The following is a 13,550-nucleotide window of genomic DNA, read 5'->3' on the forward strand; positions in this document are numbered from 1 at the left end:
TCCGGTGGCCGATATCCGCGCCGCCGGGTCTCCGTCACCGAGCCCGGCGCTACGGCGACGAGGGCCGGGGCGGGGCGGACTGACGGCCCATCAGCTCGGCCAGACCCCGCCGCGTCGCGGCCAGCACCACCCGGTCCTGCCCGCGCAGCACATAGCCGGGGTGCAGATCCCAGACCAGCCCGGTGGGCCGTTCCCCGTCGTGGTCGCGCCGGGTGTCGGCGAGATCGGGCAGCCTGTCCCCCGGCGCCGCCGTGTCCAGCGCGATGATCCGCCAGGCGCCCGGCCTGAACACCTCGGCGACGGTGCGCCCTTCGAGCCTCGGGTGGCCGGCCACGTCGATGGCCGCGACCAGCAGCACCTTGCGCTCGACCGGGATAGCGCCGAGGATCTGACGCCCCATCATGGCGATGGCGAAGGCGGGGGCCGCGAGCGTCGAGACGCTGCGGCTCCGGGTGAGGGCCCGGGGGTGGGCCGCGCGCAGCGTGCGGTAGACGGCGGTGGCGAACTCGTCGTCGTACAGCCGCAGCGCGACCCTCAGGTCCGGCTTGACCGAACGCGCGTAGAGGGCCGCTTCGAGGTTGGTGACATCGACGCTGGTGAGGGCGAGAAGGGCATGCGCGCGATGGACCTTGGCCGCCTCCAGAACGCCTTCCTGTGTCACGTCGCCGACGACCGTGGGCACCCGCAGACTGCGCGCGAGGGCGATGCCGCGGGCCTCGGGGTCCTCCTCCACGCACACCACGGGTATGTCGAGTTCACGCAGCCGTACGAGCACCCTGCTGCCGATCTTGCCGAGGCCGAGCAGCACGATGTGGCCGGAGAGCCCGCGCGGCGGTCTGCGCAGCGCCGAGGCGTTGCGGAACGTACCGAGCGCTTCGAGTACGGCGGCCAGCAGCACCGGCAGCAGCAGCAACCCGGCGACCCCGGACAGGAGTTGGACCAGCTGTCGGTCCAGATCCTCGCCCGTGGCCGGGTCCCCGATGCCGAACAGGTCGAGCAGGACGATGTACGTGGCGTGCAGCGGGTGGTCGTCGGTGGTGATCCAGGAGGCGACGGCCAGGGCCAGCACGGCGGCGGCGATGCCCGCGAACGACCAGCGCAGCCGGGGCGAGAGGAGCGAACCCAGCGGGGCGCCGCGCCCCGAGGTACGCCGCCGTGACAGCGGCTCGCCCTCGTGGGAGACGGCCTCCAGGACCACGGTGCCCCGGCCCGTGGCCGCCGCGGTGCTGGCGTCGTCGGGCAGCAGCCGGGGCCCGTCGTGGCCGCTGCTGTCCGAACCCTCGGCGCCCGCCGGGTCGTTGGTGGTGGAGGACAGCAGGGCGAGGGTGCAGAGCCCGGGGTCTGCGACCTCGCCGGGGCCCGGTGGGTTGCGCTCCACGGCCCGCAGCATCAGCCCGTCGGCACGGACTATCTTGCTGGTGCCGGCGACGGCGGTGGCCGCCAGCGCCGGCGCGGCAGTGTCGGCGTCGGAGAGCACGGTGGTGGACGCGTCGAGCGCGGCGACGTCCAGTCCGGGGACGGCGACGGCCGCCGCCTGGTCGAGCAGCTCTTCGAGATGCTGGCCGAGCTTGCGGTTGTAGAGCCGGATGACCAGGCGCAGTTGGGGGTTGAGCCGCCGGGCGGCGAGCGCGGTCCTGATGTTGACCTCGTCGTCGTCGTGGACGAGCGCGAGCGCGGCGGCCTCGGCCACTCCCGCCTCGACGAGGACGTCGGTGTCGAGTTCGGCCGTCTCGATCAGCCGCGGCAGCGCGGAGTCGCCCGTCCGGGCGTCGGGGCCGCCGGTGGTGGGGCCGTACGTGCGGGCCATCACCGCCGACATCCTGCCGATGAGGGCGGACGCCCTGCCACGGCCGGTGAGCGGCGCGGGATCCCGGCGCTCCGCGCGTACCGGCGGGACGACGAGGGTGACCTGTTCTCCGTAGACCTCACGCAGTTCACCGGCCAGCCGGTGGCCGAGCGCGTCGTCGCCACACACGATCATGTGGCCGGGCTGCGAGCCGTGTTGGACCTGGGGAGGAAGTTGCGGCAGTGACGTCACAGGCACAGTGTGCCCAACGGGACGCCGGGGAAGGCAAGTTCCGGCCGGTCAGCGGGCCGGGGCATGGCCGGCGGCCCGCGAGGATCAGCGCCGTACGGCCCGCAGGACCACGAATTTGGGATCGCTCGCCATCACGTCGCAGTTGCCGAACAGCCGGCGCAGCTTGGTGTGGTAGCCGAGGTGCCTGTTGCCGACGACCCAGAGCTCGCCGCCGGAGCGCAGCGCCTCGCGCGATCCGGTGAACATCCGCCACGCGGTCGCGTCGGTGGTCGACTGGTGGCTGTGGAACGGCGGATTGTTGAGTACGAGGTCGGCCGATCCGGCCGCCACGGTGGCCAGGGCGTCGCCGACGACGAACTCCGCCGGGTTGTCCGTGTCGACGTTCTTGCGGAAGGTCGCCTCGGCGGACGCCACGGCCGAGAAGGACTCGTCGATGAACGTCAGCCGCGCCTCCGGATTGGCGACGGCGACCGCCGTGCCGACGACGCCGTTCCCGCAGCCGAGGTCGACGACATGCTCCCGGCCGTGTCGCTCGGGCAGATGGCGCAGGAAGAATCGCGTCCCGATGTCGAGGCGCTCCGCGCAGAAGATGCCGGCGTGGTTGGTGACGGTCAGCCCCGAGGCGGCGCCGACCCCCTCGGGCACGGTGTATGAGATCGGCCAGGGCCCCGCCGCCGCGCGGTCGGCGGACCGGTCGCCGTCACCGGACCGGTCGGGGGTGCGCCGGGCGGCCGGCGCGCAGAAGATCAGTCGTGCCTTCTTCACCGCCAGCGAGGTCCGGGTGGGACCGAGGATCTGCTCGAAGAGTCTCAGTGTGGAGGTGTGGATCTCGGTGACCTTGCCGGTGGCGACGACGACGGTCTCCGGGCCCACGGCGGGCGCGAGCCGGTGCAGCTGGTCCTCCAGGAAGGAGAGGCTCTTGGGCACCCGGATCAGCAGGACGTCGATCCGCTCGGGCGGTGTGTCCCGGGCCGACAGGAGCCGCACGGCGTCGGTGTCGATGCCGTTGCGCAGCAGATTGGCGCGGGTCGCCCGCTGGGTGAGGTAGGAATCGCTGATCTGTACGGGGTGGTGCGGGGCGAGCGCGGTGGCGAGGGCGCCCCACCGGTCTCCGACGACGACCACCCGGCCGGACAGATCGACGCCTCCCTCCGACCGGTCGCTGCCGGCGCCGGCGGCCTCCTCGGCTTCAGCCTCGGCCTCGGCCTCGGCGAGATGGCGCAACAGATACTCGTCGGCCGCGTCCCAGGCCCGGAGGGTGTCACGGGGCTGCTCGGGAAAGCGCGCGAGGTCGAGATCGCCCCAGGGCGTCGTCAAACGGTTCATCGTCCGCTCAGGCTAACCGAGCGGGCGGGCCGCCGATTCGTCGGCGTAACCCGCTGAACTGCCGTTCAGCCGTTCCCTTCCGTACGGTCCCGGGCCTGCGCCGACTGCTCCCTGCCCATTTCGCGGGCCCGCTGGAGCGCCGCCCTGGCCTGCCGCACGGTCAGTACGGCGGCGAACTCGGAGCGGGCGATGTCGAGGACGACGTCCGCGTCGGCGGGCGGTTCGGGATGGTTGCGCAGGGCGATGTCGGCGGCGGCCAGCGCGAGGATGTCGTCGTCGGGCGACGCGTCGGGCCGGGACATGCTCCGCATGACCTGGTGCCAGAGTCCGCTCATGCCCTCACGCTCCCTCGTCCGCCGGTGCGGCGCCGTCTCCCGGACCGCTTCCCACGCCGCCCGCCGGGCGGTCTCCCGGCCCGGTGGGATGACCGATCGTGCCGAGCACATGCCGGATCATCTCGTCCGCCACGACCTCGCGCGGCACCGTGCCGCCACTGCGGGCCCAGTGCGCCATCAGCTCGTTGATGGCGCCGATCAGGGCGACCGTCGCGAGGGTGTAGTCGCGCGGCACCCCCTCGCCGCGCCCGGCGGCGCGGTCCGCCTCACCGGTCAGGAAATCCGTCCACAGACTGCGCCAGACCACCCGGTGGTCCTCCACCGCGCGGTTCACACCGATCACCTCGACGAACGCGACCTGCGCGGACGCCAGGTCGGCGGTCACCGCGCCGACGTAGGCGCGCACCAGCGCCGTCACCCTCGTCCGGGTGTCGGCCGTGTCCATCCCGGGATCGGCGAGGGCGGCGAGCGTCGCCTCCATGCCCGCCCGCGCGACCTTGTTGTGCAGCGCGATCAGCAGCGCCTCGCGCCCTTCGAACTCCTCGTAGAAGGCGCGGATCGACACATGCGCCGTGGCACAGATCCGTTCGATCGACGTGCCCACGTAGCCGCGGGTCGTGAAGAGGTCGGTCGCCGTCGTCAGCAGCCGCTCACGGCGCAGCGCCTTCCGCGCGTGTCCGGGGCCGGGTTCCGCCCGGCGGAAAGCGTCCGTGCCGCGTGCGGGTTCATCCGTCGATTCCATCCGCGCTCCCCGAATCAAGCCATGCCCGAATCACGCCATGCGCCCATGGCGGGGTCACCGGTAAGAGTGCTTACCGAGCATGGCACGCGCCGCGCGCCCGTCGGTCGGATTCGGCGAAAAAGGGAAGCCGTTCGGCGGGGAAATCGCGGTCGGCGCCTTCAACAGCTCATGCGTTCGAAAGCGTGGGGCGAATCATTCCCGCTCACTCCTGACCCGTTCGACCTCAGCCACCACAGCGGCCACAGCCGCCTCACCGGCACGGTTGTCTCGTCGGCACCGCCGTCCCGGCGCCCGCGCGACGTAACCCGAGTGCCCGCGCGGCAACCCGACTGGCGGGCAGATGCGGGTCCCCGGAGTGCGCTGACAATTCATCACTTCTAGCGTCGGGAGCGCTGTGTGGCGCGTTCGGCATTTCCCGCCGTGGCGTCCGCCATGTCCCGGGACCCTCACGAGTGGAGATCCGATGCGCACGACAGCTACGGCCTCGGCGGCGGTCGCGGGCGCCGCGGCCCTCATCCTCGGGGCGGGGTCGGCCGCGTTCGCGGACGATGTGGCGGAGTACGACTTCAGCGTCTCCCCCGAGACGGTCGCGCCGGGCGGCGAGGTGACGATCGGCGGCAGCGGATGCAAGGCGCCGACGGTGACCGTGTCGTCGGGGGTGTTCGAAACCGTCACCCTCAAGGACGGCGAGGAGAAGTCGGCCAGGGTCTTCGACGACGTGAAGCCCGAGGCCGAGTACGAGATCACCTTCGACTGCGACGGTGTGATCCGCTCGGTGCCGCTGATGATCAAGTCCGGCAAGGCGGTGGCGACCGGCAAGGCCGTCGCGTCGGACGGCGCGGTCGAGCCGGACGGCGTCGTCGAGCCCGGGAAGGGCGTCGTCGAGCCCGGGAAGACGGGCAGGCCGGACAGGCCGGGGAAGCCGCCGGGGCCGCCGCACTCGTCCGCGCCGCTCGGTTCGCCGGAGCCGCTGGAGCCGCTCCTGCCCGCCCGTCCGAAGCCTCGGCCCCACGGGTCCCACGATCCCGACGCGAACAGCACGGACGGCGCCCACAAGGGCGTGAAGGCCGGTGTCGGGGGCAGCACCGACGGCGGCCCGAACACGGCGGGCCTGGCGGTCGGAGCAGCGGTCATCGCGGTCGCGGTCGGCGGCGCCGTCCGTCTGGTCCGCAGCCGGCCGGTGAACGGCTCCTGACCACGTCCCCGCCCGTGGGTACGGGCGCGCCTCGCCACGCGGCCGTACCCACGGGCCCGATCGCGGTGCCCGAGGACACGTCATGACGGAAACGGAAAGGCTCCTCCGGGCCTCCCGGTGGTCGACGGTCGTACTGCTCCTGCTCGTCGGTGTCTTCGTGGTGCGGGTCAGCGGCGAGGGGCGGCTCGTCCTCCCGCCGCAGCCCGCCGGTGCGGGACCCGCCGTGTCGGACGCCGGCCCGGACCCGGACACGGACGCCGTCCCGATGCCGCGCCCGGCCGGGACGGCCGCGAAGGCGGCCCCTCCCCTCCCGGGCTCCGCCGCGACCCGGATCCGTATCCCGTCCGTACGCGTGGACGCGCCGATGACCCGCGTGTCCCTGGACCCGGAGGGCTGGATCGACGCGCCGCCGCCCGGCAGACCGGATCTGGCGGGCCACTTCCGGGGCTCGGTGACACCGGGCGAGCAGGGCACCTCGGTGATCGTGGGTCATGTCGACACCGCCGAGGGCCCCGCCGTCTTCTACGACTTGGGCCGGCTCGCCGAGGACAGCCGCGTCGAGGTGACGCGCGCCGACGGCACCACGGCGGTGTTCACGGTCTACGGCGTCAAGGGTTTCACCAAGCGGAACTTCCCGGCCGAGAGCGTCTACCGCCCGACCGGGGCGCCGGAGCTGCGCCTGATCACCTGCGGCGGCGCGTTCACCGAGAAGACCGGGTACCAGGGCAACGTCGTCGCCTTCGCGCGCCTCACCGAGACCCGCAAAGCCGCCTGACCGGCGGCGACGCGGCAAATCCGGTTGCGGCGCGCGCGGCACTCCGCTGGGGTGGGCGGATGGACATCGAAGCTGTACGGGCGCAGTTCGACCGCCAGATGCGCCGGGAGGCCCCGGCCGACGGCCCCGGCGCCGTGGTCGAACGGACCGGCGCCGTCGTCCGCCAGACTGCGGCGCCCGTCCGCACATCGGACGCGGCGGGGCGGATCGCGGAAGCGGACGGCGGCTGGAACGGGGTCCTCTGGTCGGACCTGGACACGGAATCGGCCGATGCGGCGATCGCCGAACAGATACGCCATTTCACCTCCCTCGGCCTGGAGTTCGAGTGGAAGCTCTACTCCCACGACGCGCCCCACGACCTCGCCGGACGGCTGGTCTCCGCCGGGTTCGAACCCGAGCCGCCGGAGACCCTGATGATCGCCGAGGCCGCCGCCCTGCCGACCGATGTGGCGCTTCCCGACGGGGTGCGGCTGGTGCCGGTGACCGATGCGGCGGGCGTGGAGCTGATGGCCGAGGTCCACGAGCGGGCTTTCGGTACGGACCGGTCGCACACCCGCGAGAGGCTGCTGGCGCAGCTCGCTGCCGCGCCGGGCAGCGTCGCGGCGGCTGTCGCCATGGCCGGTGACGTACCGGTGAGCGCCGCGCGGATGGAGCTGCCGGCCGGCACCGAGTTCGCGGGCCTCTGGGGCGGCGGCACCGTCCCCGCCTGGCGCGGCCGGGGTCTCTACCGCGCCCTGGTCGCCTTCCGGGCGCGCCTGGCCGCCGAGCGGGGCTTCCGCTACCTCCAGGTCGACGCGTCGAGCCAGAGCCGCCCCATCCTGCGGCGGCTGGGATTCGAGGAGCTGAGCACGACCACGCCGTACGTCTACACGCCGTGACCCCCCTGGGACCCCCGTGACCCCCCGGGCCGGGGCGCCGTCAGACGTCGCGTCGGCGCAGCGCCCCGGCGGCGGCCAGGAGCAGCGCCGCCGTGCACCCGGCCACCAGCCACAGCGACGGCCAGGGCCCCAGGCTGCCGACCGTCTCGGCGGTCGCGTCGGAGGTCTGGGTGAGCTTCTCCAGTGCCGCGGTCGGCGACAGACCGGCGATCCAGCGTTGCGCGTCCCCGAAGAGCGGGCCGAAGAGGGACGGCAGCAGGAGCAGGCCGACGACGGTGGTGACCGCGCCGGCCGAGTGCCGTACGAGCGTCCCCACGGCCAGGCCCAGCAGCCCGGCGACGGCGATGGAGCCCGCGATGCCGAAGAGGGCGGGCAGCGGCTCACCGGTCGGGTGCCGGGCGGGCAGCAGCGCGCCACCGGCCAGGACGGCGAGGGAGCAGGAGACCAGAGAGATCACGTACAGCAGACCGGCGACGAGTGCCACCTTCGCCCCGAGGACGGTTCCCCGCCTCGGGTTGGCCGCGAGAGTCGTACGGATGGTGCCGCTGCCGTACTCGCCGGTGATGGTCATCGCGCCGACGACGGCGGCGAGCATCTGTGCGACGGCGGCCAGGGTGAGGCTGCCGCCGATGACGGTGTCGTCGTCCTGGAGGCTGCTGGTGGCGGCGACGAACACCGCGCCGACGACGGGGACCAGCGCGGTGGCGACCGTCGTCCACACCGTGGAGCGCACGCTCCGGAACTTGATCCACTCGGCGGCGAGGGCCTGCGGGAATCCGGCCCGCGCGGTGGGGACGCCGTTCGTCATCGGACCGCCTCCGCCCCGGTCGCGGCCCGGTCGGCGCGGTATTCGGCCGAGTCGCCGGCCAGCGCCGTGTAGACCTCCTCCAGCGTGGAGTGGGCCGGGGTGAGTTCGTGGACGGCGAGAGCGTGGTCGCGTGCCAGGTCGCCGATGGCCCTGGCGTCGCCGCCTTCGACCCGCCAGCCGCCGCCGGGGTCCAGCCGTACACCCCATCCCCTGGCTTCCAGCAGGGCCCGCAGTCTCTCCGGTTCCGGGGAGCGGACGAGCGTGTGGGAGCGGGAGTTGGCGCGGATGAAGTCGCGCGTCGTGGTGTCGGCGAGGAGCCTGCCGCAGCCGATCACGATGAGATGGTCGGCGGTGAGTTCCATCTCGCTCATCAGATGGCTGGAGAGGAAGACCGTACGGCCTTGCGCGGCGAGGGACTTCATCAGTCCGCGGATCCAGCGGATGCCCTCGGTGTCGAGGCCGTTGACCGGTTCGTCCAGGATGAGCACCTCGGGGTCGCCGATCAGCGCGGCGGCGATCCCCAGCCGCTGGCCCATGCCGAGCGAGTACCCCTTGGTGCGGGTCCGGGCGGTGTCGGCGGGCAGGCCGACGAGGTCGAGCACGTCGTCGACGCGCCGTGCCGGGATGCCGTTGCTCGCCGCGAGGGCTGCGAGGTGGCGCTCCGCGGACCGGCCGCCGTGGACCGACCTGGCGTCCAGGAGGGAGCCGACGGTGCGCAGTGGGGCCGCGAGGTCGGCGTAGCGCTTGCCCGAGACCGTGACGCGGCCCGCGGTCGGGGTGTCGAGCCCGAGGATGAGCCGCATGGTGGTCGACTTGCCCGCTCCGTTCGGGCCGAGAAAGCCGGTCACCCTGCCGGGCCGCACGGTGAACGACAGCCTGTCGACGGCGTTCCTGCCGCCGTACCGCTTGGTGAGTTCCGTTGCTTCGATCATGCTGTCGACGCTACGGAGAGGCCCCTACACGGGCATCCGTCGTCCGGAGTCGGTGACTACTCCGGCGGGAGTAGCCCCCACCGGCGAGCCCCGGGGGCACCGATCAGCGCTCCCCGGCCCGCACCAGACCTGTCTCGTAGGCGAGGACCACGAGCTGCGCCCTGTCCCGGACGCCGAGTTTGGTCATGGCCCGGCTGACATGCGTCTTGGCCGTCAGCGGGCTCATGATCAGCTCCGTGCCGATCTCGGTGTTGGACAGGCCGCCCGCGACCAGCGCCACCACCTCGCGCTCCCGGTCGGTGAGCGGGGCGAGTCGCTCGGCGCCGAGTGCCTCGGGCGCCTTGAGTCTGGCGAACTCCTCGACGACGGAGCGGGTGACGGCGGGGGCCAGCAGGCTCTGTCCGGCGGCGACGGTGCGGATCGCCGCCCGCAGGTCGTCGGGCTCGATGTCCTTGAGCAGAAAGCCGGCCGCGCCGTGCCGCAGCGCCTCGAAGACGTAGGAGTCGACCTGGTACGTGGTGAGCATGACGACCCGGACCGCGTCGAGGGCGCGGTCCTCGGCGATGCGCCGGGTGGCCTCGATGCCGTCGATGCCGGGCATCCGGATGTCCATGAGCACGACGTCCGGCCGGGTGGTGCGTACGGCCTCCACCGCCCTGATGCCGTCGGGGGCCTCGGCGACCACCACGAGGTCGTCGGTCAGATCGAGCAGCGCGCGGAATCCGGCGCGTACGACGGTCTGGTCGTCCGCCAGCACCACCCGCACCGTCATGACGGCCCCTCCGACGGCTCGGGGCGCGGACCGGCGGGCAGCCAGGCGCGTACGAGGAATCCGCCGCCGGGCACCGGCCCGTACTCGACGCCCCCGCCGGCCGCGACGGCGCGCTCCCGCATCCCGATCAGCCCGAATCCGCCACCCTCCTCGGGTTCCCGGCCCGGTGCCGCTCCCCCGCCCTCCCCGTCGTCGGCGATCTCGACGACCAGCCGGTCGTCCCGGCGGACGAGGGAGACCGCGGCGCGCCGGGCGCCGGAGTGTCTGACGACATTGGTCAGGGCCTCCTGCACGATGCGATGGACGGCGAGTTCGGCCATCGGCGACAGCCCGCCGAGCTCCCCCTCCCGCCGTACCACCAGCTCGACGCCGGCGCCCTCGAACCGCTCGGCCAACTCCCCGAGTCCGTCGATCCCGGGCACCGGGGCGGTCGGCTCGTCGTCCCGCTCGCGCAGGACCGTGACGGTCGCCCGCAGTTCGCGGACGGCCTCCTTGCCCGAGTCACGCACCTGCCGCATCGCCTTCCTGGAGATCTCCGGCCGCGCGTCGAGCGCGTCGAGCGCCACGCCCGCCTGCACGGTCATGGCGGTCACCGTGTGGGCGACGATGTCGTGCAGTTCGCGGGCGATCCGTACCCGCTCCTCGCGGACCCGACGCGCCGCCTCCCGCTCACGGTCCTCCTCCGCGCGGGCGGCCCTGGCCTCGTACTCGTGCAGCAACTCCCGCCGCATACGGACCGCTTCGCCGAGCAGCAGGGGGATGAGCGGCCAGATCATCTCCAGCACCGGCAGTCCCTGCGGATTGACCACGTCGTGCCCCACCCGCAGCGCCACCGCGCCCGAGACGACCGCGGCCACCGCCCCGGTCCACACCGTGCGCCGCCGGTCGCCCAGGACGGCGACCGTGTAGAGCGCCACTATCACCGGCAGATTCAGCAGCTCCCCGATGTGCCCGTACAGCGCCCAGCCGGCGCAGGCGGCCCCGGTGACCGTGACGACCGGGAGGGGCGCGCGGCGCCTCGCGACCAGCGCGAGGACCGAGACGGCGACGAGCAGCCAGGTGAACCAGTCGGCCTGCCGGTAGTCGGGATCGTTCACGGCGGCGTCGGACGCGGTGAACAGGCCCACGGCCGCGGCCACCAGCAGATCGGCGGTGAGCGGCGGCACCGTCCTGACACGGAGAAGCAGGCGCTCGAAGGTCATCTCCCGGTTCACGCCGTTCACGCTAGGCGGCCCCGCCCCGCCCCGCATACGCCGGTGGGAGTAGCCGTCGGGTGAAGAACCGGAAAATATTCCCCGATCGCGTCCGAAGGAAATTTCTCCGGCGTCCCGAGCGATTTTCCGGTGTGCCGCCCGGGATCGACAAGACGTCCCGTACTCGTACGCATGCACCGTGCTACTGTAGTCGTCAGTTGCAGTTGTGGTTCCCGAAGACTTCAAGTGCTCTCGCCGACTTTATGTGCCGGTGGGCGCGCTTTTGTATTTCCGGTGTTTTTCCGGACGGGGTAATCATCTAAGGCGACGCGGGGTTCGCACAGTGCGCACCCCCGGGCAGCATTGCCCTGAAGGAGATCAAAATGGCTAGTGGCACCGTCAAGTGGTTCAACGCGGAAAAGGGTTTCGGCTTCATCGAGCAGGACGGCGGCGGCGCTGACGTCTTCGCCCACTACTCGAACATCGCCGCCCAGGGCTTCCGTGAGCTGCAGGAGGGCCAGAAGGTGAACTTCGACGTCACGCAGGGCCAGAAGGGCCCGCAGGCGGAGAACATCGTTCCCGCCTGACGTCAGGCGTCAGACGTAGCTGGGGCCCCGCACCTCGCGGTGCGGGCCCCGGCTACGTTGCTTTTTCTCCGGGGCCCGCCCGGTGCGCGTGACACCTTGGAGTGTGGCGCGGGACCAGGTTTCTCCTCGCTGTCCTGACGGCCGGCCGACAAATCTCGACCGATGTCGGCCCCGCACCGGACTGCCGGGCCCCGCATGTGGACGACCCGGTCGCCCTCATGCCGTACACCCGCTCCACTCCGAGCAATTCCCCTGTGCCGATTCACGACGTTTCACGTCCCGGCGCTGTTCTGTTTTTGTTTTCCCCCGGCTCGTTCTTGCGATTCTTTGCGCGGTCATTCTGCCCAAGAGTTCCTCGATACGTGCCGCATCGAGAGAGGTTCAGCATGAACCGCACGCCTCGCACGAATGACCGTTACTCACGTACCCGCTCCGGCGGCTCCGGTGGTGGCGGCAGCCGCTTCCGCCCGGGATCGGGGGGCTCCGGCGGCCGGTCCGGCTCCTCCGGGCGCTCCGGCGGCGGCTACGGCCGTCGTCCCGCCGCCGTGCAGGGCGAATTCGCCCTGCCGGTCACCATCACTCCCGCCCTGCCCGCCGTGTCGACCTTCGCCGAGCTGGACATGCCGTCGCCGGTGATGACGACGCTCACCGGCCTCGGTATGAGCGAGCCGTTCCCCATCCAGGCGGCGACGCTGCCCAACTCGCTGGCCGGCCGCGACGTCCTCGGGCGCGGTCGCACCGGCTCCGGCAAGACCCTCGCCTTCGGCCTGGCACTCCTCGTCCGCACCGCCGGACAGCGGGCCCAGCCGAAGCAGCCGCTGGCGCTCGTCCTCGTACCGACCCGTGAGCTCGCCCAGCAGGTCACCGACGCGCTGACGCCGTACGCCCGCTCGCTGAAGCTGCGGCTCGCGACCGTCGTCGGCGGAATGTCGATCGGCCGCCAGGCCGGCGCGCTGCGCGTCGGCGCCGAGGTCGTCGTGGCGACCCCGGGACGGCTCAAGGACCTCATCGAGCGCGGCGACTGCCGGCTGGACCGGGTCGCCATCACCGTCCTCGACGAGGCCGACCAGATGGCCGACATGGGCTTCATGCCGCAGGTGACCGAACTCCTCGACCAGGTACGGCCCGACGGCCAGCGGATGCTGTTCTCGGCGACGCTGGACCGCAATGTCGACCTGCTGGTCCGCCGCTATCTGAACGACCCGGTGGTCCACTCCGTCGACGCCGCCGTCGGCACGGTCACCACCATGGAGCATCACGTCCTGCATGTGCAGAACGCCGACAAGTACGCGACCACCACGGAGATCGCGGCGCGCGACGGCAGGGTGCTGATGTTCCTGGACACCAAGCACGCCGTCGACCGGCTGACCGACCATCTGCTGAAGAGCGGTGTACGGGCGGCGGCCCTGCACGGGGGCAAGTCGCAGCCGCAGCGCACCCGGACGCTCGCCCGGTTCAAGACGGGTCATGTCACGGTGCTCGTGGCGACGAACGTCGCGGCGCGCGGCATCCACATCGACAATCTCGACCTCGTCGTGAACGTCGACCCGCCGAGCGACCACAAGGACTATCTGCACCGGGGCGGGCGCACCGCGCGCGCCGGGGAGTCCGGCAGTGTCGTCACGCTCGTCCTGCCGAACCAGCGCCGTGAGATGACCCGTCTGATGGCCGACGCGGGCATCGTTCCGCAGGTCGCGCAGGTGCACTCCGGAGAGGCCGAGCTGACCCGGATCACCGGGGCGCAGGCGCCCTCCGGTATTCCCGTGGTCATCTCCACGCCCGTGTCGGAACGGGCCAAGAGCGGTTCGGGCAGCCGTGGCCGCAGCCGTCCGGCCCAGGGCCGCAGGTCCTCGGGGGCCGGCGGCTCGGGAGGACGGTCGGGCGGGTCGCGCCAGTCGTCGTCGCGCAGCTGGTCCGCCTAGCCCCGGCCGGGCCGCTGAGGCCCGGCCGTCACGCGGAGGGCCCCGTC

13 protein-coding genes are annotated in these 13,550 nt (G+C 72.5%); 5 read left to right on the plus strand and 8 right to left on the minus strand.

Features of this window, described 5'->3' with window-relative positions:
- Positions 1-49: 49 nt before the first annotated feature.
- From ACFWU9_RS34550 to ACFWU9_RS34565, 4 genes are all read right to left on the minus strand, one after another.
- Positions 50-1,981 carry an NAD-binding protein gene (locus tag ACFWU9_RS34550; RefSeq protein ID WP_384325048.1) on the minus strand — a complete coding sequence of 644 codons (1,932 nt, stop codon included), beginning with the start codon at positions 1,979-1,981 and terminating at the stop codon, positions 50-52.
- Positions 1,982-2,122: 141 nt separating this feature from the next.
- On the minus strand, positions 2,123-3,364 hold the full coding sequence (locus ACFWU9_RS34555; RefSeq protein ID WP_384325037.1) for a methyltransferase: 1,242 nt from the start codon (positions 3,362-3,364) through the stop codon (positions 2,123-2,125).
- A 65-nt stretch (positions 3,365-3,429) separates the two neighbouring features.
- Positions 3,430-3,699 carry a hypothetical protein gene (locus ACFWU9_RS34560; RefSeq protein ID WP_384325038.1) on the minus strand — a complete coding sequence of 90 codons (270 nt, stop codon included), beginning with the start codon at positions 3,697-3,699 and terminating at the stop codon, positions 3,430-3,432.
- Positions 3,700-3,703: 4 nt separating this feature from the next.
- Positions 3,704-4,441 carry a TetR/AcrR family transcriptional regulator gene (locus ACFWU9_RS34565; protein ID WP_384325039.1) on the minus strand — a complete coding sequence of 246 codons (738 nt, stop codon included), beginning with the start codon at positions 4,439-4,441 and terminating at the stop codon, positions 3,704-3,706.
- 463 nt (positions 4,442-4,904) lie between these two features.
- On the opposite strand from ACFWU9_RS34565, the gene ACFWU9_RS34570 reads away from it, so the two are divergent.
- From ACFWU9_RS34570 to ACFWU9_RS34580, 3 genes are all read left to right on the plus strand, one after another.
- Complete coding sequence (locus ACFWU9_RS34570; RefSeq protein ID WP_384325040.1) at positions 4,905-5,636, plus strand: hypothetical protein; 732 nt, start codon at positions 4,905-4,907, stop codon at positions 5,634-5,636.
- Positions 5,637-5,718: 82 nt separating this feature from the next.
- A complete protein-coding gene (locus ACFWU9_RS34575; protein WP_384325041.1) occupies positions 5,719-6,411 on the plus strand; it encodes a class F sortase in 693 nt (230 codons plus the stop codon).
- A gap of 59 nt (positions 6,412-6,470) precedes the next feature.
- Positions 6,471-7,289, plus strand: a complete 819-nt coding sequence (locus ACFWU9_RS34580) for a GNAT family N-acetyltransferase (protein WP_384325042.1) — start codon at positions 6,471-6,473, stop codon at positions 7,287-7,289.
- A 40-nt stretch (positions 7,290-7,329) separates the two neighbouring features.
- On the opposite strand, the gene ACFWU9_RS34585 is transcribed toward ACFWU9_RS34580, so the two are convergent.
- The 4 genes from ACFWU9_RS34585 to ACFWU9_RS34600 all read right to left on the minus strand — a co-directional run bounded on the left by ACFWU9_RS34585 (position 7,330) and on the right by ACFWU9_RS34600 (position 11,003).
- Positions 7,330-8,097, minus strand: coding sequence for an ABC transporter permease (locus tag ACFWU9_RS34585; protein ID WP_384325043.1), 768 nt, complete (start codon positions 8,095-8,097; stop codon positions 7,330-7,332).
- The gene (locus ACFWU9_RS34590) at positions 8,094-9,029 is read right to left on the minus strand and encodes an ATP-binding cassette domain-containing protein (RefSeq protein WP_384325044.1); all 936 of its coding nucleotides are present in this window, start codon (positions 9,027-9,029) and stop codon (positions 8,094-8,096) included. The genes ACFWU9_RS34585 and ACFWU9_RS34590 overlap by 4 nt, the downstream gene beginning before the upstream one ends.
- A gap of 103 nt (positions 9,030-9,132) precedes the next feature.
- Positions 9,133-9,801 carry a response regulator gene (locus tag ACFWU9_RS34595; protein WP_384325045.1) on the minus strand — a complete coding sequence of 223 codons (669 nt, stop codon included), beginning with the start codon at positions 9,799-9,801 and terminating at the stop codon, positions 9,133-9,135.
- A complete protein-coding gene (locus tag ACFWU9_RS34600) occupies positions 9,798-11,003 on the minus strand; it encodes a sensor histidine kinase (protein ID WP_384325049.1) in 1,206 nt (401 codons plus the stop codon). Before ACFWU9_RS34600 ends, ACFWU9_RS34595 begins: the two co-directional genes overlap by 4 nt.
- 374 nt (positions 11,004-11,377) lie before the next feature.
- Between ACFWU9_RS34600 and ACFWU9_RS34605 the strand changes: the two genes are divergently transcribed.
- Both ACFWU9_RS34605 and ACFWU9_RS34610 read left to right on the plus strand, forming a co-directional pair.
- Complete coding sequence (locus ACFWU9_RS34605) at positions 11,378-11,581, plus strand: cold-shock protein (RefSeq protein ID WP_014061102.1); 204 nt, start codon at positions 11,378-11,380, stop codon at positions 11,579-11,581.
- Between the two features lie 386 nt (positions 11,582-11,967).
- Positions 11,968-13,503: a DEAD/DEAH box helicase gene (locus tag ACFWU9_RS34610; protein ID WP_384325046.1), complete on the plus strand. Its 1,536-nt coding sequence runs from the start codon at positions 11,968-11,970 to the stop codon at positions 13,501-13,503.
- Positions 13,504-13,550: the final 47 nt, after the last annotated feature.

Origin of the sequence: Streptomyces sp. NPDC058653, from assembly GCF_042716895.1 — a bacterium.
Taxonomy (GTDB): domain Bacteria; phylum Actinomycetota; class Actinomycetes; order Streptomycetales; family Streptomycetaceae; genus Streptomyces.

What these genes read in the sequence shown, in the direction of transcription:
- ACFWU9_RS34550 (WP_384325048.1), bottom strand. Translation starts at nt 1,981, where the DNA reads ATGATCGTGTGTGGCGACGACGCGCTCGGCCACCGGCTGGCCGGTGAA.
- ACFWU9_RS34555 (WP_384325037.1), bottom strand. Translation starts at nt 3,364, where the DNA reads ATGAACCGTTTGACGACGCCCTGGGGCGATCTCGACCTCGCGCGCTTT.
- ACFWU9_RS34560 (WP_384325038.1), bottom strand. Translation starts at nt 3,699, where the DNA reads ATGAGCGGACTCTGGCACCAGGTCATGCGGAGCATGTCCCGGCCCGAC.
- ACFWU9_RS34565 (WP_384325039.1), bottom strand. Translation starts at nt 4,441, where the DNA reads ATGGAATCGACGGATGAACCCGCACGCGGCACGGACGCTTTCCGCCGG.
- ACFWU9_RS34570 (WP_384325040.1), top strand. Translation starts at nt 4,905, where the DNA reads ATGCGCACGACAGCTACGGCCTCGGCGGCGGTCGCGGGCGCCGCGGCC.
- ACFWU9_RS34575 (WP_384325041.1), top strand. Translation starts at nt 5,719, where the DNA reads ATGACGGAAACGGAAAGGCTCCTCCGGGCCTCCCGGTGGTCGACGGTC.
- ACFWU9_RS34580 (WP_384325042.1), top strand. Translation starts at nt 6,471, where the DNA reads ATGGACATCGAAGCTGTACGGGCGCAGTTCGACCGCCAGATGCGCCGG.
- ACFWU9_RS34585 (WP_384325043.1), bottom strand. Translation starts at nt 8,097, where the DNA reads ATGACGAACGGCGTCCCCACCGCGCGGGCCGGATTCCCGCAGGCCCTC.
- ACFWU9_RS34590 (WP_384325044.1), bottom strand. Translation starts at nt 9,029, where the DNA reads ATGATCGAAGCAACGGAACTCACCAAGCGGTACGGCGGCAGGAACGCC.
- ACFWU9_RS34595 (WP_384325045.1), bottom strand. Translation starts at nt 9,801, where the DNA reads ATGACGGTGCGGGTGGTGCTGGCGGACGACCAGACCGTCGTACGCGCC.
- ACFWU9_RS34600 (WP_384325049.1), bottom strand. Translation starts at nt 11,003, where the DNA reads ATGACCTTCGAGCGCCTGCTTCTCCGTGTCAGGACGGTGCCGCCGCTC.
- ACFWU9_RS34605 (WP_014061102.1), top strand. Translation starts at nt 11,378, where the DNA reads ATGGCTAGTGGCACCGTCAAGTGGTTCAACGCGGAAAAGGGTTTCGGC.
- ACFWU9_RS34610 (WP_384325046.1), top strand. Translation starts at nt 11,968, where the DNA reads ATGAACCGCACGCCTCGCACGAATGACCGTTACTCACGTACCCGCTCC.